At 62.8% G+C, this 25,685-nt stretch carries 26 protein-coding genes, 3 pseudogenes and 1 riboswitch; of the genes and pseudogenes, 3 read left to right on the top strand and 26 right to left on the bottom strand.

The features are described from left to right. Position 1 precedes the first annotated feature (1 nt). The 9 genes from FJ936_RS22675 to FJ936_RS22635 all read right to left on the bottom strand — a co-directional run bounded on the left by FJ936_RS22675 (position 2) and on the right by FJ936_RS22635 (position 9,830). Positions 2–1,006 carry an ABC transporter permease gene (locus FJ936_RS22675; protein ID WP_224684238.1) on the bottom strand — a complete coding sequence of 335 codons (1,005 nt, stop codon included), beginning with the start codon at positions 1,004–1,006 and terminating at the stop codon, positions 2–4. Positions 1,007–1,064: 58 nt separating this feature from the next. Continuing rightward, a complete protein-coding gene (locus tag FJ936_RS22670; RefSeq protein ID WP_141906998.1) occupies positions 1,065–2,009 on the bottom strand; it encodes a substrate-binding domain-containing protein in 945 nt (314 codons plus the stop codon). Between the two features lie 55 nt (positions 2,010–2,064). Continuing rightward, on the bottom strand, positions 2,065–2,979 hold the full coding sequence (locus tag FJ936_RS22665) for a sugar phosphate isomerase/epimerase (protein ID WP_015317073.1): 915 nt from the start codon (positions 2,977–2,979) through the stop codon (positions 2,065–2,067). A 43-nt stretch (positions 2,980–3,022) separates the two neighbouring features. Beyond that, the gene (locus tag FJ936_RS22660; RefSeq protein WP_140876233.1) at positions 3,023–4,120 is read right to left on the bottom strand and encodes a Gfo/Idh/MocA family oxidoreductase; all 1,098 of its coding nucleotides are present in this window, start codon (positions 4,118–4,120) and stop codon (positions 3,023–3,025) included. Between the two features lie 35 nt (positions 4,121–4,155). Beyond that, positions 4,156–5,226, bottom strand: a complete 1,071-nt coding sequence (locus FJ936_RS22655; protein WP_141906997.1) for an ABC transporter ATP-binding protein — start codon at positions 5,224–5,226, stop codon at positions 4,156–4,158. 3 nt (positions 5,227–5,229) lie between these two features. Beyond that, positions 5,230–6,321 (bottom strand): ABC transporter ATP-binding protein, encoded by a 1,092-nt coding sequence (locus FJ936_RS22650; protein ID WP_141906996.1) that lies wholly within the window; start codon positions 6,319–6,321, stop codon positions 5,230–5,232. Then, on the bottom strand, positions 6,318–7,277 hold the full coding sequence (locus FJ936_RS22645; RefSeq protein WP_141906995.1) for a sugar ABC transporter permease: 960 nt from the start codon (positions 7,275–7,277) through the stop codon (positions 6,318–6,320). The genes FJ936_RS22650 and FJ936_RS22645 overlap by 4 nt, the downstream gene beginning before the upstream one ends. After that, positions 7,274–8,134: a carbohydrate ABC transporter permease gene (locus tag FJ936_RS22640; protein WP_015317068.1), complete on the bottom strand. Its 861-nt coding sequence runs from the start codon at positions 8,132–8,134 to the stop codon at positions 7,274–7,276. The genes FJ936_RS22645 and FJ936_RS22640 overlap by 4 nt, the downstream gene beginning before the upstream one ends. Before the next feature lie 82 nt (positions 8,135–8,216). Continuing rightward, positions 8,217–9,830 (bottom strand): extracellular solute-binding protein, encoded by a 1,614-nt coding sequence (locus tag FJ936_RS22635; RefSeq protein ID WP_140620628.1) that lies wholly within the window; start codon positions 9,828–9,830, stop codon positions 8,217–8,219. 355 nt (positions 9,831–10,185) lie between these two features. Between FJ936_RS22635 and FJ936_RS22630 the strand changes: the two genes are divergently transcribed. Further along, positions 10,186–11,214, top strand: a complete 1,029-nt coding sequence (locus tag FJ936_RS22630; RefSeq protein WP_141906994.1) for a LacI family DNA-binding transcriptional regulator — start codon at positions 10,186–10,188, stop codon at positions 11,212–11,214. 156 nt (positions 11,215–11,370) lie between these two features. Here the strand turns inward: FJ936_RS22630 and FJ936_RS22625 are convergent, their stop codons facing one another. The 11 genes and pseudogenes from FJ936_RS22625 to FJ936_RS22575 all read right to left on the bottom strand — a co-directional run bounded on the left by FJ936_RS22625 (position 11,371) and on the right by FJ936_RS22575 (position 19,266). Then, on the bottom strand, positions 11,371–11,817 hold the full coding sequence (locus tag FJ936_RS22625; protein ID WP_140718374.1) for a DUF126 domain-containing protein: 447 nt from the start codon (positions 11,815–11,817) through the stop codon (positions 11,371–11,373). Then, positions 11,814–13,064, bottom strand: a complete 1,251-nt coding sequence (locus FJ936_RS22620; RefSeq protein WP_141906993.1) for an aconitase X — start codon at positions 13,062–13,064, stop codon at positions 11,814–11,816. Before FJ936_RS22620 ends, FJ936_RS22625 begins: the two co-directional genes overlap by 4 nt. 77 nt (positions 13,065–13,141) lie before the next feature. Further along, positions 13,142–13,258: pseudogene (locus FJ936_RS31285) on the bottom strand (spermidine/putrescine ABC transporter ATP-binding protein); the annotation flags it as partial. A 57-nt stretch (positions 13,259–13,315) separates the two neighbouring features. After that, positions 13,316–13,484, bottom strand: a pseudogene (locus FJ936_RS31280) (ABC transporter permease); the annotation flags it as partial. A gap of 237 nt (positions 13,485–13,721) precedes the next feature. After that, positions 13,722–13,886, bottom strand: a complete 165-nt coding sequence (locus FJ936_RS22605; RefSeq protein WP_023769518.1) for a DUF3309 family protein — start codon at positions 13,884–13,886, stop codon at positions 13,722–13,724. A gap of 230 nt (positions 13,887–14,116) precedes the next feature. Continuing rightward, complete coding sequence (locus FJ936_RS22600; RefSeq protein ID WP_015317055.1) at positions 14,117–14,761, bottom strand: hypothetical protein; 645 nt, start codon at positions 14,759–14,761, stop codon at positions 14,117–14,119. Between the two features lie 405 nt (positions 14,762–15,166). Next, positions 15,167–15,853 carry an isoprenylcysteine carboxylmethyltransferase family protein gene (locus tag FJ936_RS22595; protein WP_224531680.1) on the bottom strand — a complete coding sequence of 229 codons (687 nt, stop codon included), beginning with the start codon at positions 15,851–15,853 and terminating at the stop codon, positions 15,167–15,169. Positions 15,854–16,057: 204 nt separating this feature from the next. Continuing rightward, a pseudogene (locus tag FJ936_RS22590) lies at positions 16,058–17,075 on the bottom strand (ABC transporter substrate-binding protein). Then, the gene (locus FJ936_RS22585; protein WP_141906992.1) at positions 17,068–17,835 is read right to left on the bottom strand and encodes an ABC transporter ATP-binding protein; all 768 of its coding nucleotides are present in this window, start codon (positions 17,833–17,835) and stop codon (positions 17,068–17,070) included. The pseudogene FJ936_RS22590 and the gene FJ936_RS22585 overlap by 8 nt, the downstream one beginning before the upstream one ends. Next, positions 17,832–18,695 carry an ABC transporter permease gene (locus tag FJ936_RS22580; RefSeq protein ID WP_181171275.1) on the bottom strand — a complete coding sequence of 288 codons (864 nt, stop codon included), beginning with the start codon at positions 18,693–18,695 and terminating at the stop codon, positions 17,832–17,834. The genes FJ936_RS22585 and FJ936_RS22580 overlap by 4 nt, the downstream gene beginning before the upstream one ends. Continuing rightward, a complete protein-coding gene (locus FJ936_RS22575) occupies positions 18,658–19,266 on the bottom strand; it encodes a YkoF family thiamine/hydroxymethylpyrimidine-binding protein (RefSeq protein ID WP_140725434.1) in 609 nt (202 codons plus the stop codon). The genes FJ936_RS22580 and FJ936_RS22575 overlap by 38 nt, the downstream gene beginning before the upstream one ends. Beyond that, positions 19,257–19,370, bottom strand: a riboswitch (TPP riboswitch). (Overlaps the previous gene by 10 nt.) Positions 19,371–19,644: 274 nt before the next feature. Between FJ936_RS22575 and FJ936_RS22570 the strand changes: the two genes are divergently transcribed. Beyond that, the gene (locus FJ936_RS22570) at positions 19,645–19,953 is read left to right on the top strand and encodes a hypothetical protein (RefSeq protein WP_140790403.1); all 309 of its coding nucleotides are present in this window, start codon (positions 19,645–19,647) and stop codon (positions 19,951–19,953) included. 58 nt (positions 19,954–20,011) lie between these two features. Here FJ936_RS22570 and FJ936_RS22565 read toward each other — a convergent pair whose 3' ends face one another. The 4 genes from FJ936_RS22565 to FJ936_RS22555 form a co-directional block, all read right to left on the bottom strand. Then, positions 20,012–21,064 carry a formyltransferase family protein gene (locus tag FJ936_RS22565; protein WP_140790405.1) on the bottom strand — a complete coding sequence of 351 codons (1,053 nt, stop codon included), beginning with the start codon at positions 21,062–21,064 and terminating at the stop codon, positions 20,012–20,014. 96 nt (positions 21,065–21,160) lie between these two features. Then, positions 21,161–21,250 carry a putative RiPP precursor gene (locus tag FJ936_RS30715; protein WP_210161496.1) on the bottom strand — a complete coding sequence of 30 codons (90 nt, stop codon included), beginning with the start codon at positions 21,248–21,250 and terminating at the stop codon, positions 21,161–21,163. A 152-nt stretch (positions 21,251–21,402) separates the two neighbouring features. Next, the gene (gene msrA / locus FJ936_RS22560; RefSeq protein WP_140665813.1) at positions 21,403–21,921 is read right to left on the bottom strand and encodes a peptide-methionine (S)-S-oxide reductase MsrA; all 519 of its coding nucleotides are present in this window, start codon (positions 21,919–21,921) and stop codon (positions 21,403–21,405) included. 173 nt (positions 21,922–22,094) lie between these two features. Then, positions 22,095–23,642: a glycosyltransferase family 39 protein gene (locus FJ936_RS22555; protein WP_246680513.1), complete on the bottom strand. Its 1,548-nt coding sequence runs from the start codon at positions 23,640–23,642 to the stop codon at positions 22,095–22,097. Positions 23,643–23,841: 199 nt separating this feature from the next. On the opposite strand from FJ936_RS22555, the gene FJ936_RS22550 reads away from it, so the two are divergent. Continuing rightward, the gene (locus FJ936_RS22550; RefSeq protein ID WP_015317045.1) at positions 23,842–24,549 is read left to right on the top strand and encodes a hypothetical protein; all 708 of its coding nucleotides are present in this window, start codon (positions 23,842–23,844) and stop codon (positions 24,547–24,549) included. A gap of 158 nt (positions 24,550–24,707) precedes the next feature. On the opposite strand, the gene FJ936_RS22545 is transcribed toward FJ936_RS22550, so the two are convergent. Together FJ936_RS22545 and FJ936_RS22540 are read right to left on the bottom strand one after the other, a co-directional pair. Beyond that, positions 24,708–25,034 carry a hypothetical protein gene (locus tag FJ936_RS22545; RefSeq protein ID WP_246680512.1) on the bottom strand — a complete coding sequence of 109 codons (327 nt, stop codon included), beginning with the start codon at positions 25,032–25,034 and terminating at the stop codon, positions 24,708–24,710. Then, complete coding sequence (locus FJ936_RS22540; protein ID WP_140790410.1) at positions 25,027–25,401, bottom strand: hypothetical protein; 375 nt, start codon at positions 25,399–25,401, stop codon at positions 25,027–25,029. Before FJ936_RS22540 ends, FJ936_RS22545 begins: the two co-directional genes overlap by 8 nt. Between the last annotated feature and the right edge of the window lie 284 nt (positions 25,402–25,685).

Here is a 25,685-nt window from a genome sequence, read left to right as displayed (position 1 = left end):
GTCAGCCCCTTGCGGCGTTCTTCTGCAGCAAAGCGTGCAGGATGAGCATGGCGAGGATGATGAGGCCGACAAAGATGTTGTAGGCGAGCCCCGGCACGCCGATCAGTACGATGCCGTTGCGGATGGCGCGCAGCATCAGCGCGCCGACGATGGTGCCGAGGATGGTGCCGCGTCCGCCGGTCAGCGCCGTGCCGCCCACCACCACCATGGCGATCACTTCCAGCTCGTAGCCGGTGCCGGCCACCGGTGAGGCGGCCGAGATGCGGAAGGCACTGATCATGCCAGCAAGGCCGGCCAGCACCGAAGTCGCGATGAACAGCCAGATCTTGACCGTATCGGCCGGCACGCCGCGCGCCACCGCCGCGTTGCGATTGGAGCCGATGGCACTGATCCAGTTGCCGAGCTTGGCGTAGCGCAGGATGTAGATGGCAAACAGCGACAGGCCGATGAACCACCACAGCGAGGTGTAGAAGCGGAACGAGCCGATGTTGAAGCTGCCGGCGAGCAGCGTCACGAAGAAGCCCGGCTGGTCCCAGGATTTCAGCGGAAAGCCTTGCGTAATGTAAAGCGCTGCCCCGCGCACGACGAGCAACATCGACAGCGTCACCAGGAAGGAGGAGATGCCGATCTTGGTGACGATCAGCCCGTTGATCGCGCCGATCGCGATACAAAGCAGCAGCCCGGCCAGAAGCGCGACACCTATATCCACCCCGCCATTTTGCACCAGCAGCATCACCACCACCGGCGCCAGCCCAAACACCGCGCCGACGGAAAGATCGAATTCGCCTGCCGTCAAAAGCAGCGTCATGCCGAGTGCGATGATGCCGAGCTCGGGCAGGAACGCCATCATGTTGGAGATGTTGAGCGGCGACAGGAAATTGGCGTCGGCGACCGCGAATACCGCCAGCAAAATGAGGAGGATGACGAAGGAGGAGAATTGCGGCGAGCGCAGCAGGCGCGATCTGCCTTTCACCCCCGGCACTTCGTCTTCTGCGGCAATTGTCATGACTGCTTGAACCATGCTTGAAAAGACGCCCGCCGCTTTCAGACGGGCGCTGCTTTTCTCATTTCTTGTCGTAGAGTTTCAGGATCGGCTCGACGCTGGAGGCATCGTAGAGACCGAAAGTGTGGACGTCGTAGCCGATCGGCTCGCCAGAGGCGGCAAGCCCGAGCAGCGCCACCGGCATGAAACCTTGCGCCGACGGGTACTGCCAGGCGGCGGCGTTGACGAAGCCGTCCTTGACGGCTTGTGCCGTCTCCTTCGAATTGCCCCAGCCGACGACGGGGATCTTGCCCGCCGGCACGCCGGCGCCATCGAACACGCGCTTGACGCTGGCGGCAACGGAATCGCCGAGCGCGATGATCGCCGGCGGATTGTTGGCGACCATGTAGTCGGTCATCTTGGCGATGATGCCAGCCGGATCGGTGCCGCAATCGACCACGTCATATTTGATCCCCAAGGGATCGAAAACGCTGGCGATGCCCTCGGTCTCGAGCTGCTGGTAACTGGCGCCGGGAACCTCGACCGGCAGGAAAACCTTGTCGCCCTGCTTCACCATCTTGTGGTCGACCAGATATTTGGCCCAGATGACACCCGCTTCTTTCAGGTCCGCTCCGACATAGGCCTGCCGCCCTGTCGCCGGATCGTCGGTGTTGAAGAACACGATCGGGATGCCAGCCGCCTTGGCTGCTTTCACCTCCTCCGTCCACAGGCCCGGCTGCGCGGACGTGGTGGCGATGCCGTCGGGCTTGGCGGCAAGCGCCGAGTTGAAGGCTTCCTTCTGCGCCGCCATGTCGCCGCCGCTGAAGGAAATCTTGCAGGTTACCTTGAGCTGGTCGCAGGCCTTGGTCGCACCGGCGTTCCAGTCGATCCAGAACGCATCCGACGGACCGCCATGCGACAAGAGATAGAAGGTCTTCTGGCCGTCCTGCGCCTGCGCCGCCGTGCCAAGGGCGACGCCGGCGAGCACTGTCGCGGCGGCCGCCAATTTCAATGCGAATTTCAACATTCTTTCCTCCCTTGTTTGAAGCCGCGCCGCCGTGCACTGGTGGCGCGGCTAGCCGTCACAGGCCGTTGGCGCGGAATTTCCCGTCGAGGAATGTCTTGGCGCGCGGCACGTCGTCTTCCGACAGATGCTCGATGATCACCGGTATGTTCGGATGCTTTTCGGCCAGCCGCTGGAGGTAGAGGTCGTAGTTCAGCGAGCCAAGGCCGGGCGCCGGCAGTTCGATTTCGCCAACCCCGCGGAACGTATGGCTTTCCATCGCGTCGGCATCGCCGATGTCGGCGTGCTTCTCCGACTTGTCATCGCCTGAGCGCTTGACGTCCTTGGCATGCGCTATTCTGATCTTGTCGGTCAGCGTGTCGAACACCTGGTTCAGGATCTGGTCCATCCGGTCGATGTTGTGCGTCTCGAAATAATTGGTCGGGTCCATCAGCAGGCCAAGGCCTGGATGGTCGACCTGCGCGAACATCTTCACCGTCTCCTCGACCGAGCCGACGACGTTGTTGACATAGGTTTCGAGCAGGAAGACCGCGCCATGGTCGTAAGCCGTCTGGGCAAGATCGGCGATGACCTTGCGGCATTCCTCAAAACCTTCCTCGGTCTTGTTCTTGGGGTGATGCACCCAGTCGGATTCGGTGTTGTAGGTGCCGGTCTCCGAGATCACGTAAGGGCTGCCGAACTCGCGCGCATTGCGGATGATCTCCTTGAGATAACCGACGCGCTTGTCGCGCTCCGCCTTGTCGGGATGGATGATGTTGGTGTAGCCCGACACGCAGCAGACCGGCAGGTTGTGGTCGCGGAAGACGTCGCGCACCTTCCTGGCCTTGTCCTTGGTGATCTGCCCAGCCGACAGGTCGACATCCCTGAAGTGCAGGTCGAGCTGCACCGTGTTGAAACCGAGCCCGCGGATCTTCTTTGCCGTCTCTTCGAGGCCGTACGGGAAATAGCCCGTGAAAATACCTGCCTGCATCATGATCTTGAATTCCTCCCTGTAAGCGATTCAGTTGTCTGCGATTTCAGTTAGTTGCGTTTGTGGAGATTTCGGAAAGCTTGACCGTGCGGCCCGATGCCATCGAGCGATAGCCCGCTTCGACCAGCGCCATGGTCTTGACGTTGTCGGCAACGGTGAGCGCCGGCGGCGTACCGGTCTTCACGGCGTGCTGCAGCTGCTCCATGACGCCGATGAAGGCATGCGGGAACCACATCGTCTCCCAGCTTGGAGTTACCCACTCGCCGCCGGTCGTTTCGGCCGAAGCATAGGTCAGCGTCGAAGCAGCACCAGTCGGCCAGCCGATCGTGCCCTTGGCGACCCCCTTGGTGCCGTCGACGCGCCAGTTGATGTGCTGGTCGTCCTTGTAGCCGTCCTGGCGCGGGCCAGACCACACATCCTCCAGCGAGACGGCGAGCACACCCGACGGGAAGCGCAGCGTCGAGACGGTGATGCCGTCGGAATGGTCGAATGTCGTGCGCGGATCCTTGCGCGTCAGCGTCGTGATCTCATCGGGATCGCCGAACAGGAAGCGCAGCACGTCAAGATGATGCACGCTCATATTGGCAAGCGTCAGCCGGTCGTAACCCTGAAGGAAGGTCTGCCAGTGCGGAATGGCGTGCATGTCGATCTGCGCGAAGACGATGTCTCCGAGCGCGCCACTGTCGATGAGTTGCTTCAACACGCGCATCGACTGGTCGTAGCGCATGTTCTGGTTGACCGAGAGTATCTTGCCGGCCTTCGCCGCCTCGTCGCGCAACTTGACGGCTTCCTCGACCGACAGCGCCAGCGGCTTCTGAGCCAGGATCGCCTTGATGTGGTTCTGCTTCAGCGCATGGCGGATCAGCGCCGGCTGCTGGTCCGGCGGAAACGCGAGGTCGATGATCTCGACATCTGCATCCTCGATCAGCTGTTCCGGGGTGTCGTGGACGGTCGGGATACCCCAACGGTCGGCGACCTTTTGCGCATTCGCCTTGGTACGCGAGGCGATCGCCACGACCGGAAAGCCAGCGTCCTTATAGGCGGCCAGATGGCATTCGGCCATGATCATGCCGGCGCCGACGCAGCCGATCCGATATTCCTTCGTGCGGACCTTCACATCCGGCTCGAAGCCCTTGCCTGTCATGCCTTCCTCCCGAAATCCTGTCCTTGCGGCCGCGTTCATCTTGCCAACGCGCCTCCGCCCTGTCCGAAATAATGCACGCGCGCCGGCTCGCAGGATATCGCCACCATCGCGTCGGGCCTGATGTCAGGCTGGCCGCGCAGCAAAGCCTTCAGCCGCGCTTGCCCGGCGGCGAGTGTCACCACGGTATAGCCGCCAAGCGGCTCGACCTCGAACACCCGCGCCGGGCGGCCGGGGCTCTCCTTCTCGGTGTCGCTCCAGGGCCTGACCTTGATATTCTCCGGCCTCAGCCCGATCTCGACGGCGTCGGCCGGAGCCGTGCGATCGGCGATGCTGATCGCGCCTTCGGCGGCCTCGATGCCGCCCTCGCCTTGAACGGATTTGAGGATGTTCATGACAGGCGACCCCAGCAGCCGCGCCACGTAGGTGCTGGCCGGGCGATCATAGATCTCGGCCGGCGCGCCGATCTGCCGGATCCTTCCGCTTTCCAGTATGGCCATGCGGTCGGCGATCGACATCGCCTCTTCCTGGTCGTGCGTGACATAGATCAGCGTCTTGCCGAGCTCACGCTGGATGCGCTTCAGTTCGACGCGCGTTTCCTCGCGCAGCCGCGCGTCGAGCGCCGAGATCGGATCGTCCATCAGATAGGCGTTGGGGTCGCGCACCAGGGCGCGGGCGATCGCCACCCGCTGCCGCTCGCCGCCCGAAAGCAGTGCCGGCGGCTTGTGCAGGATATGGCCGATATGCAGCTTGGCCGCGACATCGGCGACGCGCCGTTTGATATCGACCTCGGCGACCCGGCGCTCGACCAGCGGGAAACGGACATTGTCGAGCGCGCTCATATGCGGGAACAGCGCCAAGTTCTGGAACACCATGGCGACATTGCGCTCTGCTGGCGACACCGTGTTGACGGGCTTGCCGCCGATGAGGATTTCGCCGGCATCCGGCGTCTCCAGCCCGAGCACCAGGCGCAGGATTGTCGACTTGCCCGACAGCGGCGGCCCGAAGAAGCAGAAGAACTCGTTGTCGTTGACAGTGAACGAGGCGTCGTCGACGGCGAGCATCGTGCTGTAGCGTTTCGTGACATTGCGGAAGACGATGTCGGCCATGGCTCAACCCGCTCTCATCGCAAGGCCGCTAACGGCGTCAAAGACCCGCACTGACGACGCCGCGGGTGCGACGACCGCGGTTTGCCCTATCGACAGCCCGACATCATTGTCGAAGACCGCTTTCACGGCGCCGTCGCCCTGGCCGAGGTGAACGATGGTGCGCGCGCCGATGCGCTCGACGAAAGTGACAGGCATGGCAAGCCCGCGTCCATTCTCCGCCAGGGCCACCTGTTCCGGCCGAAAGCCGTAGAGCACCTCGTCGCGTGCGCCACGCATGGCCGCCGCCAGCTCGTCGGGTAATGGCGGCGTGATGCCCAGCGCCCCGAGATCGACGACCAGACCCCGGTCGCTCTCCGCAGGTCGGCCCTTGAGCAGGTTCATGCCCGGCGCGCCGATGAAGCGGGCGACGAAGACATTGGCCGGATTGTTGTAGACCTCGAGCGGCGTGCCGACCTGCTGCAGCACGCCGTGGTCCATGACCGCGATACGGTCGGCCATGGTCATGGCTTCCAGCTGGTCGTGCGTGACGTAGACCATGGTCTGCTTGAACTGGCGCTGCAGCTGTTTCAGCTCGGTGCGCATCACCGCGCGGAAGGCGGCGTCGACATTGGACAGCGGCTCGTCGAGCAGGAAGATCGCCGGCTCCATGATTGCCGAGCGGCCGATCGCCACGCGCTGCAGTATGTTGACCGACAGCCGGTCGGCCTTGCGGTCGAGCAGCGGCGTCAGTTGCAGCAGCTCGGCAATCGTGCCGACGCGACGATCGATCTCGACCGTGGCGGCGCCACGCATCCTTGGCCCGTAGGCAAGGTTCTGGCGCACCGTCATATGGGTGAAGATCGCGTAGTTCTGGAACACGAAGCCAACCCCGCGCCGGCCCATCGGCACGCCGGCCATGTCGCGCTCGCCAAACAGGATCTTGCCGCTGGTCGGCTCTTCCATTCCGGCAATCATGTTCATCGTCGTCGACTTGCCGCAGCCTGAAGGCCCCAGCAGAGCCATGAACTCGCCATCTGCGATATCGAGGTCCATGGTCTTCAGCGCCGTGAAGTCGCCGAATATCTTGGTGAGGTGCTTGAGCTCGATCGTGCTCATGCCGCCACCTGCCTTGCCCGGGCCATGCGCTTCATGGCGAACACGGCGACGATGGAGAGCACGACCAGAACGGCGAGCGCGATCGCCGCCACATAGCCCCAGATCAGATCCTGCGTGGTGACCTTGTAGATGTAGACGGAGATCGTCTCGGTGGCGACACCGGGGCCGCCGCCGGTCATGATGTACAGCGTGTCGAAGATCTTGAAGTTCTCGATCACCCTTATCGCCAGCGCGATGATGATGATCGTCTTCATCTTCGGCAGCACGATGGTGGTAAAGCGTTGCCAGGGATTGGCGCCGAGCAGCGTTGCCGCCTTGATCTGGTCCTCCGGCACTCCGACCAGGCCGGCGAGCAGGATCAGGAACATCAGCGGCGTCCACTGCCAGATGTCGGCGATCATCACCGCGATCAGCGCCAGCTTCGGGTCCGACAGCCAGGCAATGGTGACTTGCGTGCCCGTGATTGCCGACAGGATGTCGTTCACCGGGCCGCCGGACTGGAACAGCATGAAGAACATGTAGCCGGCCACCGCCGGCACCACCATCATCGGCATCAGGAGGACCGAATAGAAGATGCGCTTGCCCGGAAAATCGTCGGCGAACAGCGTCGCCAGCGCCAAGCCTAACAGGAATTCGGCCGGCACGCAGACGACCATCACGATGACCGTGCGCTTCAGCGCACTCCAGAAGCGCGCGTCGGCGGCAAGGTCGGTGTAGTTGGCGAAGCTGTTCCACATCTCCCAGGCGTTCCACCAGCCAAGGCCCGAGAGTGGCGACCAGTCGGTGACGCTGATGTAGAGCTGCATCAAGAGTGGAAAGGCCGAGATGAACAGCACCAGGATCTGCGCCGGCAAGGTCAGGCGAAAGCCCAACCGCATGCCTTCGTCGCGCAGCGCCGGCTTTGCGCGGGCCGCGTCCATCTCACCCTCCGAAATCGTCGCAACCACCGCGCTCATTGCTTGAGCGCTCCGAAAGTCAGCCCGCGCACCAGATGGCGCTGGATGGCGATGCCCATGATGACCGGCGGCACCGCCGCGATCAGCCCGAGTGCGGCCTTGGCGCCATAGAGCTGGCCGGTCATCGACGAGGACAGCGAGGCCATGTAGACGGGGATCGTCACCCATTCGCGCGTCGTCAGAAGCAGCGCGATCAGATAGTCCGACCAGTTGAGGATGAAGACGAAGAGCGCAGCACTCGCCAACGGCGCGCGCATCATCGGCAGCGTGATGCGGGTGAAGACGCGCAGCCGCGAGCAGCCCTCGACCAAAGCGGCTTCCTCGATCTCGCGCGGCATGTCGTCGAAGAAGGTCTTCATCAGCCAGAAAGCGAACGGCAGCGTGACGATGCCGTAGATCAGCGCCAGCCCCCACCAGCTGTCTGTGAAATTCAGGAAGGCCCACATGATCATCACAGGGATCATGACGGCCATCGGCGGAAACAGCCTGAGCTGGATCAGCGCCAGCGGCAGGTTCTGGCCGGAGCCGAAGCGCGACAGGCCATAGGCGGCGGCGGTGCCCGCCGACATGGCGATCGCGGTGCCGAATACCGCCGACAGAAGCGACGATAGGATCGGCTTCAGCGCGGTGCGGTCGAGCGCGACGATCAAATTGTTGGTGGACTCGCCGAACACGAACTGGAAATTGCTGAGCGTCGGGTTCTTCGGCCACCATGTCAGGTCCGCTCCCGTCGCCGACCATTCGGCGATCGGCTTGAAGGCCATCGACACCATCCACAGGATCGGCACCAGCGTGACGGCCATCGCCGCGAGGATCGCGGCGTAGCGGAATATCTCGAAGGGGACGGAACGCTTCATCTGGCTGCTTTTGCTGGTGGCGTCGGTTGCGGAGGGGAAGAGCTGATGCTCCTCCCCTCCGGCTTTGATCCAGGGAGATGGATCAGCTGATCGGATCGAGAACGGTCGGCCATGCCTCCTTGTTGGTCCTGATGGCTTCGAGCAATTTGTCCTCGCCAATGCGCCGGGCGATCTTCTTCCACTCGGCTTCCGTGTCGGCCATCGCCTGCTCCGATGTCTTGGCCTTGGTCAGCGAGGCCATCAGGTTTTCGTCCAGCGCATTGTGGAAGGCGGTGGCGCCGGGATAGTTGATGGTCGGCACCGTACGGGCGACCGTCTCGCGCACCACGTCCATGTGGTAGGCGTGGTAGGTCTGGCGCACCAGCGGATCGGAAAAATCCGAAAGCCGGAACGGATCGAGATAGCCGCCGGGGTTGGCGCTCATCCAGGCGTAGATGCGGGCCGAGCCAAGCCATTGCAGCAGGAGATAGGCGACCTCCTGGTTTTTCGACTGCGACGAGACCATGCCGGTCAGCGAGAACCACAATACGGAGCGGCTGATCAGTTTGCCGTCGATCTCGCGGCCGGGCGGCAGCATCGTGCCGATCTTGCCGGTGACCTTGGAGTCCTTGTTGCCGGCATTGTCGAGGAATTTCGGCAGGTTGGAGAACGCACAGGTCATCGCCGCGCCGCCCTTGGCGAAATTGCCGTACTGCTCCGGCCAGCCCCACGAGATCGCGTCCGGCGAATGATGGACCAGCGATTCGACATATTCGTTGGTGGCGGCGATGCCATGCTCGGAATTGATCAGCGGCTTGCCGTCGTCGCCGAACAGGAACTGGTTGGGCGAGGCCATCGACACATAGCGCTGGTACCAGTTGGTATAACCCCAGCCCTGGTTGCGCAGGTCGGTGGAGCCGAACAGGCCCTTGTCCGGACGCTGGAAGAAGGCGGCGATATCGCCGTGCTGCTTCCAGGTTTTCGGCGGCGCCAGATCGTAGCCGTATTTGTCCTTGAAGGCCTTCTTCTCGGCTTCGTCACCAAACAGATCGGTCCGATAGACCCAGGTTTGGAAGTCGCCGTCCAACGACACGCCATAGTTGGAGCCGCGATATTTGTTGAGCAGCGATACACCCTTGGCGCCGTCGACATAGCCGGTCTTGGGATCGTCCCATTCGGGTTTGTACTGGGCGACGAAGTCGTCGAGCTTGGCGATGCCGCCGGTCTCGGCGAGATCGCCAAGGCGATTCCACTCGGTCGAATAGATGTCGTAGGCCCCACCCTTGGTGGAGATGTCCTGCATGGTTTTGGTGAATTCCTGGCCGTTCGGCAGACCGACGATCTCGATCGGGATCCCGGTTTCCTTTTCCCACAGCTCCTTGATCGACGGCGCCCCGGCCGGAAAAGGCTGGGTGAGCTGGCCAATCGAGCCGTCCGACAGGCCAAGCACGATCTTGGCCGGCGCCTTGCCGGCGCCCTTCAAAGCCTTGGCGGCCTCAATCGCGCGGCCCTCCGGTGTGTCGGGACCGTATTGATAGCGTTCGGCGCCATCGAAGCCCGTCGGACCGCCGATCATGCCAGGTGCGAGCGCATCGGCCGCGAAGGCGCGGCCGGGACGAATGAATTGCGGAGCGATACCTGCGGCGGCCACGAACACCGCCGCCTTTCCTCCGGACGCCAGCAACCGGCGCCGCGAGATGCGGATCAAATCAGACATTGGAATTCCTCCCTCAGGCCCAATGTTTCCTCCACGAGCCCATGAGGGATATTGACGGCAGGATCGGAAGACTGTCAACATCATTAATAATCAAAACACATCACAACATCGCATAGAGTGAGGAAATGCGTCATACCAAGGTTCATAGACCCCTCCGAATGCGTCGATTTGATGGGAAATGTGATCTCCCTTTCCGACACGATCGTGCCGGACGAGTTGATTTAGCTTGGCGGCTTGCGCATCGGCCAAGGCCGGATACATCATTTCCCATCAGAATCGCGGATCGCGGGGCGTTGGGCGCAATCAGCCGCCAGCCGGCACTGCGTCATCCCTGATGCATTGAGGAGATGAGACGGTGCGTTCCACCCTGACCGACATAGCCCGGGAAGCCGGCGTCTCCGCCGCCACCGTCGACCGCGTGCTCAACAATCGCCCCGGCGTGCGGGCGCGCACACGCGAGATCGTGCTCGAAATGGCGCAGCGCCTCGGCTACATCGCCGAAGGCCCGAACGGGGCGCCGCCCAGGCCGGTGCCCGGCGAGGTCATCCGGCTCGACTTCGCGCTGCCGGCCGGCACTAATTCCTTCATCAAGATGCTGCACCGCCACATCGAGGCACAAGCCCTGGCGCGCCCCGATCTCGACGTCCATATCGCCACCATAGAGGGCTTCAATCCCGACCGGCTCGCCCGCCTGCTGCAGGATTTGCGCGGCCAGACACAAGGCGTCGGCGTCATCGCGCTCGACCATCCGACGGTGCGCGAGGCGATCCGCTCGCTATCGGCCAACGACGTCAAGGTGGTGACCATCGCCTCCGACATCCTGCATGTGCCAAGGGTTGCCTATATCGGCATCGACAACCGCGCCGCCGGGCGGCTGGCCGGCTATCTGCTCAACCGTTTCATGGGACCGGGGCGCCCCGGCAAGGTGGCGCTGTTTGCAGGCTCGTTGTCCTATCGTGGCCACGAGGAACGCGAGATGGGCTTCCGGCACATATTGACCGAGGAATCCCCCAATCTGGAGATCGTCGAGATGCGCGAAATGCTCGACGACCGCGAAAAGGCCTATTCGGAGGCGTCAGCCCTTCTGGAACGCCACCCCGACCTTGCCGCGATCTACAATGTCGGCGCCGGCAACACCGGCATAGCGCGTGCGCTGAAGGAACGCGGCCGTGCGCAATCCATGGTTTTCCTCGGCCACGAGGCGACGGACGGCACCAAGGAACTGCTGCTCGACGGCACGCTCGACGCCGTCATCGACCAGAACCCGCGCGTCGAAGCCCGTGAGGCGCTCAACATCCTGACCCACGCCGTCCGGGGCCTCCCCTATGAATTGCACCAGCCGAGGCTGCAGGTGATCTTCAAGGAGAACATCCCGGAGATTTGAGGCGCGCGCAGCACTTGGCTCGGCACGCACAAAACAAGGATTTAGGCGGTGTCGGTTAGATCATTTGGAGTAATGACAGGCCTGATCGGCCGGTAGGTTGGCGCGTCCTAGAGGCAGGCGGCAGCCGGATGCAGCGCTCACCCTATCAGCGCGTGCTCATTTCCTGACCTTGCGGACAATCGCCCCGCCATCACCGCCCACATCGATCGCGATCCGCTCGCCGGAAACAATGCCCCCAATGTCGCAAACCACCAGCGGCATGCTGATCGCGTAGAGGAACTCGGCGACGATGGCGCCAACGGCAAGGATCGGGTCCGGCCGTTCCAGAAGAATGCCGGCCGGCGCCGTGCCCCTGCGGATTGCCTCGGCCAAGACAGAGGAAGAAGACGAGGACCCTCGCCCGCTCGGCATGACCAGTATCTTGCCGGAGACATTCTGGCCAAGGCCTGGGTGCGAATGATCCGTTATGTCGCCGGTCTCGGCGTCTATGCCGCCCCAGAAGCTGAGCGGTTGCGAGAACACCAGCGCCTCGCCCTCGGCGGCACCGGCCAGTTGGAATGTGCCGGCTCTTTCAACGACCTTCACTTCAATCGACCGCGTCATGAGCCGCTCCGCACGACGTGCCCTGCGGCGGCGGAGCGGATGCAATCCTTCATTTCGGCGAAGGCGACGGTCACGCCGATATTGCCCGGCGCATAATGCGCCCATTTGCCGGAATTGGTCATCACCACGCCGTCGAGACGCTCGAGAATCGAGGTGACATAGGTGCAGGTGTCAGCGACCGGGACCAGGCCGAACGCCTCCATGCCAGCCAATGCCCCCTCCTCCTGCAATTGTGTCAGCGTCGCGCGGCCGGTGTTGACATAGATCGGGATGCCCCTGCCCGGCGCCACCGCACGCAGCAGCGGCAACAGGCGCATCCATTCCTGGTGGGAAAAGTGCGGCGTGCCCAGTGACACGGCTGAAAGCAGCGCGCCGTCGGGCACTCCAGACAGTCTGGCCAGCGCATGGTCGATATCGGCGCGGCTGATGCGGATCGTCTCTTCCGGCGCATGGCCATGGAACGCCTCGTCGAGCGTCCGCGCTTCCGGCGTGATCGCGACCGCATGGAACAGCGCCACCGCGCCGGTCGTTGCCGCCGCCGCGCCCAGCGCCTTCAACTGGTCCTCGTCGCGCGGTTGCGGCAGACCGACGATCACAGGAATGCGGTCCCCACTGGCTTGCCCGATGATCAGCCCGACGCCGACGAACAGGCTGTCGCTCGGCTCCCCGTCGGCAACATCCAGCTCGAACAGGATGCGGCCGCGCCGGTTCTCGCTGAGATGCAGGCCCCAGCCCGGTGCGCGACCCGTCATGGCACAGCACAGGTCGATGAAATCGCCATAGCGGTTGGTGCGAGCGCCGATCACCGAATTGGCGAAAACGATGGCATTGGACTCGCCCCAGGCGATCTGCTGGCTGAATTCAGGCCGGAACCGCGTCTGGTAGGGGGCACAGGTGAATGTGGCCTGGCAGCCAAGTTCCAGATGCGCCGTCATCAACCGCCGCGCCGGCATTTCTTCAGCCGCCGGCATCTTGACCATGCCGGGATGAATAAGGTCGAACGACCCGACATTGAGCGTCGTCGGCACCCGGACACGTCCGCTTCCCTCGACCAGCCGCTCGACGAAATCGAGCCCTGCCTTGCCGTGATAGAGACAGCCATCGATATGGGCGCCTGAGATGTCGAGCAGGCTGCCGGCCCCAACCGCGTTCGAGAAGGCGACGAGGATTTTCATGGCGGCGGCCGCGGCTGGGCCTTGCTCGCCATCGAGCATGGATTGGTCGCGGGCCGTCAGGTCAAGCGTCATCAAGGTGCTCCGGGCTTAACTTGGGCCCGGCTATGCGTTCCTCATTGTCAGCGGTCTGGCAAGAGCCGAAACGACGATCAGCCCGCCGCCGCAATCAGCACTGTGCTCTCCGGCGACCAGCGCAGCACCACATCCTGACCTTCCACCAGCCTGTCGGCGCCAGTATTTTGGACGATGACTTTCAACGTCTGGCCGGCGCAGCCGCGAGGCCGAGCGAGCGCCCGGCTTCGATCAGCGAGTCGTCGATAGCCCGTCACCTCGAGGCCGAGGCGGAGTGAAGCCGGCAGCAGCGTCAGATAGAGATTCTGCGAGAAGAAGGCGGCGTAATTGCCCAGCGTGAACGCCCACGGCTTTCCCGTCAGCGGCAGGTCGGTCATGACGGAGAAAAAAGACCGTGGCCGAGAGCGGCAGAAAGACCGAAGGCAATCGCTTTGCAGAAGAACGAAAGCCCGCTCCGGGAACCGGGGCGGGCCTTGGAGGAGGATGAAGGGGTGGGACCCTCTCCTCTTGTTTCCACGGGGGGTGTGGACCGCAATCACCATACAGCCGTCCTGCGGGGCGCATGATCACAAGCCGGCCTGCTTCCATCACATTCCAGTGCACGCCGGCGCGGGTTCGCTCACGGGACCGCGACGCCGGCGACACAAGAGGAGCCGGCTAGATGCGTCCCAGGACGACAAGGATGATGACGATGATCAACACAAGTCCGAGACCGCCACCGCCATAGTAACCGGTTCCGTAGAACGGGCCACCGCCCAGACCGCTGAAGCCGCCGAGCAGCGCGAGGATTAGAATAATGATAAGTATCGTTCCGAGACCCATGGCCTTCCCTGCTCCTGAATGCGCGCTTTCGCGCTGGTTCAACATCGCGCCATTTCGGATGTCGCAAGGTATGAACGTTTTAGAGGGGCTGGCGTTCCGCTGGACTATTGCGGCTACGGAACACACAGCCCGCAACGCAGAAAGCCCGCCTGGACGGCGGGCTTTCCAACCGGCCGGAGGCCAGGAGAGTGCGGTCAGGCCTACGGCTGGTTCCGCAACCTCCCTCAGCCTCAGCGGCGTGCGATCAGCAGGCAGAGCTGCCGCAAGTCGCGGTCATAGGTCCCTTCGCTGCTGAGGACATCGACGCAGCGCTTCTTCATGCGCGTCACCTGCGAGCTTGACATCTGGGCCACGACACCAGGAACGTTGGGGTGATTGGGATTGGATGGGTTGTTCGGGTTGGACGGATTGCTGGGATTGGTGCCGTTGCCGATGCCCGCGCCGACACCAATGCCACCGGCGCCGCCAACACTGGCGCCAAGCCCCGCATTGATGCCACCCGTTCCGCCAACATTGGCACCGAGCCCGGCGTTGATGCCGCCCGAACCACCGATATTGGCGCCGGCTCCTGCATTGACGCCATTGCTGCCGCCGACCGACGCGCCGAGCCCGGCGCTGACGCCCCTCGAGCCGCCGACATTGGCGCCGGCTCCGGCATTGACGCCACCGCTGCCGCCGACCGAGGCACCGACGCCGGCATTGATGCCGCCACCGCCGCCGACCGAGGCGCCGACACCGGCATTGACACCGCCGCTACCGCCAACCGAGGCGCCGACACCGACGCCAAGACCTGCTGCGTTTGCTGGCACGGACAGAACCAAGACTATTGCACTACCCGCCAACACACTGGCGACTGTCTTGATGGTAAAGGCCATAACACTCTCCTGTTGTCGTTGCGCTAGGCAGTCGGCATGCAGCCGATTGCGATGGCAACTACGTCGAAGAGAGTTTTGAGTTTCAATTCACGCTATACATGTGAGCGGCATGGTATTAACTGTCGAAACAAGAAAGCGGTAATGATAATAAAAATATAATATACTTGTAGAAAATATCTAATGGCAGACGTTTGCAATGTCTATATTTTGAGAAGTTTACGAGAAAAAACGATTTAGATCCAGCTGTTGGAGAGCCGATGATTTGGTGCCAGGCTGCTTGCTACCGAACAGCCAGGATACAGCACCTCACCTGCGGAGCAGTTCCGGACCACTAGCCGCTAAGGAGCCCTGTTGGCCAACTCTGGATCAAACAGGACCGGCCACTCTCGCGTGACAGTCTGGCCTTCAGAATATCCGGTAAAACAGCCTATAGCGCACGCGCTCCATATAAGAGCGGTACTCCGGTTCCGCGGCAAGCAAGGCCTCCTCGCGCAGAATGCGGTACACCTGCAGATAGGTGATAACCGCATAGACGGCGAGATTGTAGAAGGAAAAGGCCGACAGCAGGTAAAGGACATGGCCGGTAAGGTAACCGGCATAGATCGGATGCCGCACCAGGCGGTAGGCGCCGCCGGTCATCACGCCGCGATTGGCGGGCAGGATGGCAAAGGAACGACCCAGCGACAGCTTTCCCCAGATGACGAACCACAGTGCCAGGAACTGCAGCGGCGCGGCGACATAGATGGGGATGATGGGGATGCCCGGTTCCATGGTGATCAAGGCGACACCAAAACTGGCGGTCACCGAAGCGACTACCGCAAGCGGGCTCCAGTCACGCGTCACCGGCCGCCGCGATAGCAGCAGCCAGGTAAAGGTGAGCGTCTCGGAGACCGCCACGAGCGCGATATTGAACCGGGTGGGATCCTGCACGAAGTGATACACGCCCCGGTACACAAACAGCGCGGCGCATGCGAGCGCACAAATGCGAAAGAAGCCTTCGCGCAAGTCGGCCAGGATCTCGCGCTTGCGCGCTTCGGATATCATCCCGCCCTGGTTGACGCGCGGAAGCGTTTCGCTTTTTGGTGCAAGCAAGGCAAGAACCCCGATCATCCCTCGGAGGGACCTTTGCACGCAACCATTGCTGTGCGGTTAACCGAGAAGATCATATCGGCATCAGAAACGGCGACGGCGCCGCCGAAAGAGACACAAGGCACGGCCGTGCAGATTGTCTCCGCTTCGAGGATCGCCAGGAATGGGTTTCGCCCGAGTTGATCCTCTCCTTAAGGGATTGGCCAGCTACCCCAGAAATGCGTTGCTGAAATACCTGGCGAAATCCGGGCTCTGCGGCAGAACCTTACCGTCGGCGTCGCGCAGAATGCCGGCGGCGAAGAGGTAGTTGCCGATCGCTTCCATCTTGGCAGGGTCCAACGTCCCGATGGCACCATTTTGCCCGCGTAGATAATTGCCCTCGAGCAGTGCCTTCAGCGAGGCGTGGACCAAGGCCGGATTCGTCAGGGCATCCTTGTTGGCGGCTATCAGCAGCGTGGCGGCCTCCCCTGGATGATCGACGGCGAATTGGTAACCGCGCCGCGTTGCCTGGATGAAGGATGACGACAATTCGGGGTTCGCCTGGAGATACGCTTCGCTCGAAGAGATAAGCGTGGTGTGCTCATCGGGGACGCCATGGTCGGCATAGACGAAACTGCGCTGCTTAACGCCCCTGAGTTCGGCTTCGACGCCCTCCCAGGTCGACACTTCCAGCGTGAAGTCGACCGAACCGTTGGCCAGCGCCTCGTAGGCGGAAGTGCCCAGCGTCACCGTCTCGAAATCGCCCTTGCCGCCGTCGTGACGGATGATGGTCGAGATCAGCGCGGTCTCCCAGGCGCTGCCGAAACCGCCATAGGTCAGGCCATCCAGATCTTTCGGGCTTTTGATTTCGCTGCGCGCGGCATTGAACACCAGCCGGCCTGTCTCGGACTGCACGACGGCATAGACGCCCTTTCAGATCGGCCCCCGCGGTCTTCTGGGTGAACAGGCTGATGGTGCCGTTGATCCCGAAATCGGCGACATGGTTGGCGACAAGCGTGCCGGCACCGGTATCGCTGTAGGGCAGGATGTCGACCTCGATGCCGGCTTCCCGATAAAATCCCTTATCGCGGGCGACGAACAGGCCGATGTGGTTGGTGTTGACCGTCCAGTCGAGGGCGACTGTGACCGTCCGCGTTGCCGCGAAGGAACGGCTCGATCCGGTGATCAGCGGTACGCTGCCGGCAAGGGTGAGCAGCAGGGCTTGCCTGCGCGTCAAGTCAATCATGGTCATGTCCTTTGGGTGGCTGGGGGTTGAGCAAAATGTCGAGAATCTCGGCCTCGAGTGCCCCGGCCTGCCGCGTGGCCGCGCTGGCGGAATCGCGCGGGCGCGGCAGCGGCACCTTGATCTCACGCACGACCCGGGCAGGCCGCGCGGACAGCACATAGATGCGGTCGGACAGGAACAGGGCTTCGCGCACGTCATGAGTGATCAGCAACGCCGTCCAGTGGTGGTGCCGCCACATCTGTTCGAGCCAGCGCTGCAGGGCCGCACGGGTCAGTGCGTCGAGCGCGCCGAACGGCTCGTCGAGCAGCAACATATCGCGTTCCTGCACCACGGTACGTAAAAGCGCCGTGCGCTGGCGCATGCCGCCCGAGATCTGCGCTGGAAAGTGCCACTCGAAGCCGGCAAGGCCGAATTCGGCAAACAGCGGAGCCACACGCTTCCGTGCCGCCTTGCGGCTGACGCCTTGCACCTCGAGTCCGAGCGTGGTGTTGTCGAGGATGCGCCGCCACGGCATCAGCGCGTCGCGCTGCGGCATGAAGGCGTAATGCCTGCCGTGATCGTCGAGCGGCACGCCGTTGAAGAACATCTCACCCTCGCCATGCTCGGCGCCGGTCAGAAGCTGGAACAGCGTCGACTTGCCGGCTCGCGAAGGTCCAAGGATCGAGACGAATTCGCCGGCATCCACACGAAGCGAAATGTCGGCGAGCACATCGAGCCCGCCAAACGCCTTGCGAACATGCCGCAATTCGAGCCGGCTCATGCTTCTGGACCTTTTCCAGGGCCTTGCCTGCCAGCGGCTCGTTCCCAGGGCATGGCAAGACGCTGCAGCAGCATCGTCAGCCCGAACAGGACAAGGGTGAGCGCTGCGCTGACGCAGACAGCGGCGAGCACCAGGTCGGGACGGAAATTGTTCTTGGCGTTGAGCATGTAGATGCCCAGCCCTTTGGCCGCGCCCGCATATTCGGCGAAAATGGCGCCGACGACGGCATAGGTGATGGATATCCTGAGGCCAGCGAAGAAATAAGGCAGCGCCGAAGGTAATCGTGCCAGCATGAAGACACGCCAACGCCCTGCTCCCATGGCACGCAGCATCTGACCGATCTCCACCTCGGTAGCCTCGTAGCCCTGTACCAGCGCGACCAGCATCGGGAAGAAGGTGACCAGCGCCACCAGCATGATCTTGGGCGTCAGCCCGAAGCCGAACCACAGCACCACCAATGGCGCGATGGCGACCAGCGGCAAAGTCTGGCTGACTATGAAGATGGGAAACAGCGCTCGCCGCAAAGGCTGGAAGAAGTCGACCAGCATCGACAGCGCGAAGGCGGCACTGAGCGAACAGGCAAAACCGATCAGCGTGGCGCGGACCGTGGGAATGGCGTTGTCGACCAAGGCTTCCCGATTGAGCATCGCCTGTTCGAAGACGCGCGAGGGCGCCGGCAGAACCGTCGGCTTGATGCCGGAAATGTTTGCGTACAGTTCCCAGGCCACGAGCACCAAACCGATCGATATCACGGCCGGCGCTGTTTTTGCGAAGAAGCCCGCGACGTTACGCGGGTTGAATGACGATGAGACCACGAGCGGTTCAGACGGCGGTGGGACTGTTGGCCGAGACCGTGACATCGAGGGTTACATGGCCGGCGCCGGGCCCGAAGCGGCAGAAAGCTTCATCGAGGGCCGAGAAGATCGCGCCGGCATCGCCGCGCAGCTTGGTGCAGAAATTCTTGGAGCGATCGTAGACGCCGGACTGCTTCAGGAAATCTATGCAGCCATAGATTTCGTCCATGTGGTCGTCAGTGCCCATCACATAGAGCGAGAACTGCGCCGCCGCCGGCTGGCCAGTGGCCGGCGCGCCGCGCACTGCGGTGATGGCGGCTTGCTTGCGCGGGCCGAGTGGCCCGGCAGGTCCGCCGAACGTGTCGGAGCGGCAGATCGGATCGTCCGGCTCGCCTGGGCAGCCACGCGAAATGGTGGCTGACAGCACGCAATGCCTGCCGCTGCCAGACGCGGCCACGAAAAGATCGCGCAGCGCCGGGAATAACACCTCGGGCGCCCCGACCAGCAAGGTCGAAATGTCGTCGGTCTCGATCCTGAGCTTATCGCGGTACGGATCGAGCGCGCCGAGCGCGCCCAGAATGATGCCGACGAAATCGTCGGCCATTGGATATAGGGAAACCTGTGCGCCTGAAAACATCGCCCGCCTCGCTCCGCTGGTATTACCCAGATCAGCTTCTAGGGTCTGTGGGCTTGCCGCCCCCGTCTCAGCCCCGACCGTACGGAGCACCCCTGTGGATAGGCGCGTTAAAGCATCATTCGGACGGTTGGGAAAGCTGTTTTTTGGCAAGCCGCGCTAAAGCATTGCCCGAGCTCCAGGGCAATTGGACATCGCCGGCGCGGAAATTTGTCTGGAACCTTCGCCATTCCGAGGGGTTGTCCCACCAGTCGCTGGACGCGATTCCAGGACCAATTTTCCGTTCGGGATTGTGTCAAAACAAGAGATAGAGCGGTTCATGATTTCCGCGAAACCATGCACCGTTCCCGGCGACGAGTTCACAGAAAATGGAGACAAATCATGTTCATGAAAATCCTCGCGGCTTCCGCCTTCACCGTTGCCGTTGCAACATCCGCCATGGCGCAAAGCAATAGCGCAGCGGGCGCGGATGGGTCCGGCGGTAGCGGCAAGTCCGTCACTGTGGACCCAAGCACCCCGGCTTCACCCAGTACGATCGATCCGGGCGCGACCAACAGCACGACCACCACGCCGGGCGACATGAATTCCAATGCGGACAAGAATTGCCCGACCAACCCGCAGGGTGCACAGACGGACGCCAACGGCAACGCCACAGCGCCGACCGTGAATGACAACAACTGCGGAAAGTAGTTTACCATCGCGATATGGGAACCGCGGACGCAGTTTCCGCGGTTCCCACTATTGGGATTCAGTGTCCGCGACTACTCGCTGGCGGCTGTGGTGCCGCTTCACTGCCCACCCGGCCAAAGACCCTTAATTCAGCGTACGGTTTGCCGGCCCGGGGGCGTGGGAACGAGGCGTATATTTTCATCAGCCGTTTGAGCAGGCGCCCGTAGGTGAGGTGCCGAACCCGGCCGTTGTCAAGATCGAACTCCACCGTCCCACATCGCCTTACCGGACCCTTTCCGGTTGGCGGACCCAGTCGCCTGACCTGGAAGGCCAGCCTGACCTGGCGGTCGGCGACATCCAGATAGATACCGGGTTTAGCGCCCAATACGTGCCACATCCGGGCAACGTGCCCGATCGACATGTCGGACGAAATCGCCATGTGGTCCCGCTCAAGTCGAGCCCAGACGAAATCACCGGCTGGCTGCCGCATCCCCGACACCAGATTCTTGCAATAGGCTGGCGCCACCTCGCGCACCAACCGGCGCATAGCGCTCGCCACGCTGTCCACCATATCCCGCCGCGATGCCCAGTCTGCTTCGGTGAACGGCACTTGTCCGAGGATGTCGCCGTCGTCGAAATTGGCCGACATCCTATGCAGTGTCACGCCGCCATGGACGGCATGCTGGCCATCCGCGACAAGACGATGGAGAGGATGCGGCCCCCGGTAGTTGGGCAGCAGCGCCGGATGAAAATTAAGCCCGCCCTTGGGAAAGAGGTCGAGCAGCTGCTGCGGGATCAAGGTCGGGAAAGCGAAGCAGATCAGCACATCCGCGGCGATGTCAGGCAATTGGCGGGCAAGCTCGTTCCAGTCGTAAGGCCGGCGGAATTCGATCAGCTTTACCGGCGTGTTGCCGAGATAGCGCCTGAGCAGAAGCCGGCGCCTCAGCCTGCGCCGAAAATTGCCAAGGCTGAAGCCTCTGGATGGGCGTTGAAAACCAGGCACGATGATCGCACCAACACGGTTTCCCGCGTCGATCCATCCGGAAAGCAGCGGCCCGGTATAAGCAGAAACATCCAGGATGAAAATTGCAGTGAGTTGCCCGGCGCGTGCCGCGGGTTCGGAAGAAATCATCTTTTCAAGCCCAGCGGGGCAAGACGTAGCCTGCCCGCGCCAGCAATTCGATCACCGCTAGAACTCGGCCAGCCGCCCGAAAGCCAGCCTAGCCGGTCAGGCTGCCTTGGAAGAAAGCGGTCCCGCCGCAACACTTGAGAGTCTTTCCCGCTTCACCAACACCGGCTTTTCGTAGATCTTCTTCATGCTCATCCCCGATGATCAATCAACCTGCGCAGTTGGCCAGCAACGCAGCGAACTGTCAACCGCCGGACGGCGGCTAACAGCCCCAATGCGTATGATCCTTGGCAATCGACGAGCGTTTACACCCAACCTGCTGCCAAAACGGCTGGTGAGCCTTATGAAACCGCCTTTTCACGAACCGGCAGCTTCCAGCCTGGTCTGACGAAATGGCAGGTGTAGCCGTTGGGATATTTCTCGAGATAGTCCTGGTGCTCGGGTTCGGCCTCCCAGAACGCTCCGGCCGGCGCAAGTTCGGTGACGACCTTGCCGGGCCACAGGCCGGAGGCGTCGACATCGGCGATGGTGTCCTCCGCCACACGCTTCTGCTCCTCATCGGTGTAGTAGATTGCGGAGCGATAGCTCATGCCGACATCGTTTCCCTGGCGATTGCGCGTCGTCGGATCATGTATCTGGAAGAAGAATTCCAGAAGCTGGCGAAAGCTGATTCTCGCCGGGTCGAAGGTGATCTCGATGGCTTCGGCATGCGTGCCATGATTGCGATAGGTAGCGTTCGGCACGTCGCCGCCACTGTAGCCGACACGCGTGGCAAGGACGCCCGGAAAGCGCCGGATCAAATCCTGCATGCCCCAGAAGCAGCCGCCGGCAAGCACTGCACGTTCGCTCGAAGTCGCCATGTCACGTCTCCTCAAAAGGCAATTCCGGGGAAGTGTAGCGGCTCTCCGTCGGGAATTGCGCGGCAACAAACTTGGATAGCGCCATAAATGGGCATTGTTGCCTGGTTCGTCCAGTCAGACGAGCGGCCGTCCGCTTGTATTATAGGGAATGGGATCGCACGACGCCGCTCACCCTAGCTGCGCGGATGCCGGGTCCGGCTGCTGGCGGCAGCCGGCAGATATCTCGTGCCGGGCGGAATGACGGCAAAGCTGATCGCCACCGGCGGTGCCTCGCGCGACCAGTTGAAAAGAACGGTCTTGACCGGGATATTGTCCACCCACGCCAGCAACCTTGGCGGCACGTGACGACCCGACCAGACCATCAGCATGCCGTGATCGCGCAACCGCTGCCTCGTGATCCAGGGTGCGAACCGCATATCGAGATCGGTGAAGATAGACGGCTTGTCATAGGCGTTGAGGCCAGCCAGCATGGCAAGATTGGTGTCGCCACCGACGATGTCGAGCCTGCCCGGCGCCGCCGCGTGCCAGATTGCCTCGGCCTCGTCCGAGATCGGCCGCGCCGGCCAGCAGACGGCGTCCATGCGTCCCCGCACATTGCAGTCCGTCCATCGGATCGCCCCATAGGCGCCCGACATGGCGACGATGCAGATGAAGGCGCAGATCGCCAACCTCCTCATCTCGACGGCACCGAGCCGGTGACCGAGAAAGGCGAGCGCGACGACGCCGACAAGATTGTACATCGGTGCGCCCCAGGCTTCGCCGGTGCCGGTGAACAGCGAGACCACCATGATCAGCGCCGCCGGCCCAAGCCCCATCCAGCAGAGATAGACGAGCGTGTCGCGCTCGACCGGCACTTGCGGTGCTGGTGAGCGCCGCAATAGCCCTGATAGCGCCAACACCAGGAGAAAGCCGGAAAGGCCGGCCATCTGGACGCCGATATAATAGAGCCGCGCCCGGTGCTCGCTCACCCATGCATCGCGGCCGGCGAAATAGGTCAAAGGCAGGAAATCGATGCGGTAGAGTGCGATGGCAAGCGGCGCGGCGGCGGCGAGAAACACAGCCAGGCCAAGCCATGGCCAGGGTGTCGCCAGCCGGCTGCGCGCACGTGGATCGCACAGCAGCCAGAGGCCGCCGAAGGCAAGCAGCAAGCCGGTGGAAAACTTGGCGTAGAGCCCAACGCCCGACACCAATCCGAGCGCCAGCCACCAGCCCGGCCCGCCGCCGCGGCTGGCGCGCCACAGCAGCCAGCAGATCGCCGCCCAGAACGGCATCTGCGCATAGTCGTGATTGAATTGCGGCGTCGGCCAGCCGAAGAAATAGACCGACGGCATCAAAAGCACGGCGGCCAGCGCTTTGTCGCGGCCGAGCGTGTCGCGAGCCAGCAGGTAGACCAGGACGAAAGTGGCCGAGATCGTCAGCTGGGCCAGCAGATATTGCGGCCAGCGGAACGATCCGGTCAGGAGATGACTGGTCTCGAGCAGCCAGCCGGGGAGTTGCGGATGCTTGTAGGTCAAAAGCACCCATTCGCGGCCCCACATGAAGCCTTCCACGACGTCGCCGGGCGGTGCGGGATCGATGAGTGTTGGCACCAGGGTCCAGCACAGGATCTGCACCAGGCACAAAAGTGCCAGCAAACCCCAAGGGTGCCGAAGCAGCGCGGACCAGACCAATGACGAGTCCAGGCCCACGGCAGGCAGTGCTGCCGGCACCCAACGATCCATGGAGTCGTCAATTCCCGCCATGCCGCGCTTAAATCACATCGCCCGGTTTGCCGAATAGCCCCAAGGTCAAAGCTTACAAAAAAGTATACTTGGGTGCCATTGCAATACCAAGATTGAGCGGGAATCTCGGCATTCTATTGCCCTCCCCGGGCAAAAACAGCCCGCACACCCGATCCCACTTCAGCATCCCGGACATTCGATGCGTCACCAGCATGCCGTCATTCACCACCGCGCGCTCGACTTCTGGCTGGCGCGCGCGGCTGTCCTCGTCATCATCTGCCTGCAGCTTCTGGTCATCAACGATCTTTCGTTCGGCCCTCGCTGGCTGGCGCCGGCGCTGGAGGCCGCCCTGCTGGTGCCCCTGTCCGTGGCCACCGCCTGGACGCAGGTCGCCACCCAGAAAGCGGTCGAGGAAGAGCACTGGTATCTCGTCGGCCGTTTTCGCGTCATGATCCGCAGAACGGCCCTGGTAATGACCGGCGTCGTCAGTGTCATGAACTGCGGCTCGCTGGTGCTGCTGGTGCGCGCTTTGCTGGCGGGACATGCCGGCAGCAGCGGCCAGACACTGCTGGTCGACGCGCTCAATATCTGGCTCACCAACATCATCGTTTTCGCCTTGTGGTTCTGGAGCACCGACCGCGGCGGGCCGCCGACCTGCGGACTGGTCAAACGCGCCCATGCCGATTTTCTGTTTCCGCAAATGACCCTGGACGATCGCGAGGTCCGCGACTGGCTGCCTGGCTTCGTTGATTATTTCTTCCTCGCCTTCACCAATGCGACGGCGTTTTCACCAACCGACACCTTGCCCCTTTCTCAGCGCGCCAAGCTTTTGATGATGGCGGAGGCGATGATCTCGCTGCTCACGATCGCGCTGGTCGCGGCCCGCGCCGTCAACATCCTGGCCTGAGTACGGTTTTCCGACCTTGCGCCGAAGAGGAGCCGGGCCTCGTATCCGTGAAACGATGAGCGGCCCGAAAACGCAAGAAAGCCCGCCCCGGCGTGAGCCAAGGCGGGCTTTTGGTTCGATCGAGGCCTCAGGTGCCGGTCCCAAAGCAAGGCCGGCGGTCAGTCCGGGGCTGGCCCGAACTTCCGCACGATCACCTCGAACAGAATATCCGAGAGGGCGTCCAGTTGGTTTACGGCGACATCAAAATCCCTGGGCAGCACCGACAGCACGATCTTCAGATACTGGTCCGGCTTGTCGGTCCGCACCTCGGCGAGGACACCGGCGCCATGCGCCAGAAAATCGGCCCGCACGGCGGCCAGGAAATCGTCGCCCAATGTTTTCTTGGTCCGCTTCGGCCGGGGCGTCTTGGCGGCTACCGGACTGGCAGCGGGCTTGCGCCTTGCCGCCCTGGCCTTGCGGCGCGCCGGCCCGGTTTCATCAGTCATGGGTCCGCGCCCCGACATTGACATCATCGGCGGCGGCCTTCGGCGGCGCCTGCCTGGCCCGCTTTTTCAAGCGGGCGGATTTCTTCCTGGCCTTTCCGCGCTTCGGCTTCGCGGCCTGTGCGGGCCTCGCCACAGGCCTTGCAGCCTTGAGCCGCGCCATGGCGAGACCTACGAGCTGTGCGCCGATACCGGCCTGCGGAAAGCAGAAGCCACCGGCCGCATCGCGCACCATGCCGATCAGCACGCCGGGCGCAACCGCCTCGACGCGGCCGAGGCGCGCCACCGGGCCGGCGCCCTCGAATTCGCCGATGGCGCTGACGATCTCGCGGCCGTCATCGCCGGTGATGATGCTGGCATAGCGGGGCATGGGATTTCTCGCATCTCGCGGACGCAGCGCTCTACGGCGCCACCGCACCAGTAGGCAGTCCAACCAAGGACCAGAAATACAAAACCCGCCTCGCCGGCGGGTCGGTGGCGCAAATCAGCACCATGGATGGATTTATAGCATCGCTGCCCTCACCGGTCAATGCCAAATAGGAAAAAATTCACATTTTCCGAGAGGGCATGATCCCGGCGGCTGACATTTATCCGGCTGTTCATGAACCGGCACCTGTGAAATCATCAGCGCCAGCTCATGGAATGATTCCCGTC

Source organism: Mesorhizobium sp. B2-4-13 (assembly GCF_006658535.1).
Taxonomy (GTDB): domain Bacteria; phylum Pseudomonadota; class Alphaproteobacteria; order Rhizobiales; family Rhizobiaceae; genus Mesorhizobium; species Mesorhizobium australicum.
The sequence above is the reverse complement of the archived record's forward strand: the minus strand, read 5'-3'. Positions and strand labels throughout refer to the sequence as shown.

Coding starts and splice junctions, on each gene's coding strand:
- FJ936_RS22675 (WP_224684238.1), bottom strand. CDS start 1,006: ATGACAATTGCCGCAGAAGACGAAGTGCCGGGGGTGAAAGGCAGATCG.
- FJ936_RS22670 (WP_141906998.1), bottom strand. CDS start 2,009: ATGTTGAAATTCGCATTGAAATTGGCGGCCGCCGCGACAGTGCTCGCC.
- FJ936_RS22665 (WP_015317073.1), bottom strand. CDS start 2,979: ATGATGCAGGCAGGTATTTTCACGGGCTATTTCCCGTACGGCCTCGAA.
- FJ936_RS22660 (WP_140876233.1), bottom strand. CDS start 4,120: ATGACAGGCAAGGGCTTCGAGCCGGATGTGAAGGTCCGCACGAAGGAA.
- FJ936_RS22655 (WP_141906997.1), bottom strand. CDS start 5,226: ATGGCCGACATCGTCTTCCGCAATGTCACGAAACGCTACAGCACGATG.
- FJ936_RS22650 (WP_141906996.1), bottom strand. CDS start 6,321: ATGAGCACGATCGAGCTCAAGCACCTCACCAAGATATTCGGCGACTTC.
- FJ936_RS22645 (WP_141906995.1), bottom strand. CDS start 7,277: ATGAGCGCGGTGGTTGCGACGATTTCGGAGGGTGAGATGGACGCGGCC.
- FJ936_RS22640 (WP_015317068.1), bottom strand. CDS start 8,134: ATGAAGCGTTCCGTCCCCTTCGAGATATTCCGCTACGCCGCGATCCTC.
- FJ936_RS22635 (WP_140620628.1), bottom strand. CDS start 9,830: ATGTCTGATTTGATCCGCATCTCGCGGCGCCGGTTGCTGGCGTCCGGA.
- FJ936_RS22625 (WP_140718374.1), bottom strand. CDS start 11,817: ATGACGCGGTCGATTGAAGTGAAGGTCGTTGAAAGAGCCGGCACATTC.
- FJ936_RS22620 (WP_141906993.1), bottom strand. CDS start 13,064: ATGACGCTTGACCTGACGGCCCGCGACCAATCCATGCTCGATGGCGAG.
- FJ936_RS22605 (WP_023769518.1), bottom strand. CDS start 13,886: ATGGGTCTCGGAACGATACTTATCATTATTCTAATCCTCGCGCTGCTC.
- FJ936_RS22600 (WP_015317055.1), bottom strand. CDS start 14,761: ATGGCCTTTACCATCAAGACAGTCGCCAGTGTGTTGGCGGGTAGTGCA.
- FJ936_RS22585 (WP_141906992.1), bottom strand. CDS start 17,835: ATGAGCCGGCTCGAATTGCGGCATGTTCGCAAGGCGTTTGGCGGGCTC.
- FJ936_RS22580 (WP_181171275.1), bottom strand. CDS start 18,695: ATGTCACGGTCTCGGCCAACAGTCCCACCGCCGTCTGAACCGCTCGTG.
- FJ936_RS22575 (WP_140725434.1), bottom strand. CDS start 19,266: ATGTTTTCAGGCGCACAGGTTTCCCTATATCCAATGGCCGACGATTTC.
- FJ936_RS22570 (WP_140790403.1), top strand. CDS start 19,645: ATGTTCATGAAAATCCTCGCGGCTTCCGCCTTCACCGTTGCCGTTGCA.
- FJ936_RS22565 (WP_140790405.1), bottom strand. CDS start 21,064: ATGATTTCTTCCGAACCCGCGGCACGCGCCGGGCAACTCACTGCAATT.
- FJ936_RS30715 (WP_210161496.1), bottom strand. CDS start 21,250: ATGAAGAAGATCTACGAAAAGCCGGTGTTGGTGAAGCGGGAAAGACTC.
- msrA (WP_140665813.1), bottom strand. CDS start 21,921: ATGGCGACTTCGAGCGAACGTGCAGTGCTTGCCGGCGGCTGCTTCTGG.
- FJ936_RS22555 (WP_246680513.1), bottom strand. CDS start 23,642: ATGGATCGTTGGGTGCCGGCAGCACTGCCTGCCGTGGGCCTGGACTCG.
- FJ936_RS22550 (WP_015317045.1), top strand. CDS start 23,842: ATGCGTCACCAGCATGCCGTCATTCACCACCGCGCGCTCGACTTCTGG.
- FJ936_RS22545 (WP_246680512.1), bottom strand. CDS start 25,034: ATGACTGATGAAACCGGGCCGGCGCGCCGCAAGGCCAGGGCGGCAAGG.
- FJ936_RS22540 (WP_140790410.1), bottom strand. CDS start 25,401: ATGCCCCGCTATGCCAGCATCATCACCGGCGATGACGGCCGCGAGATC.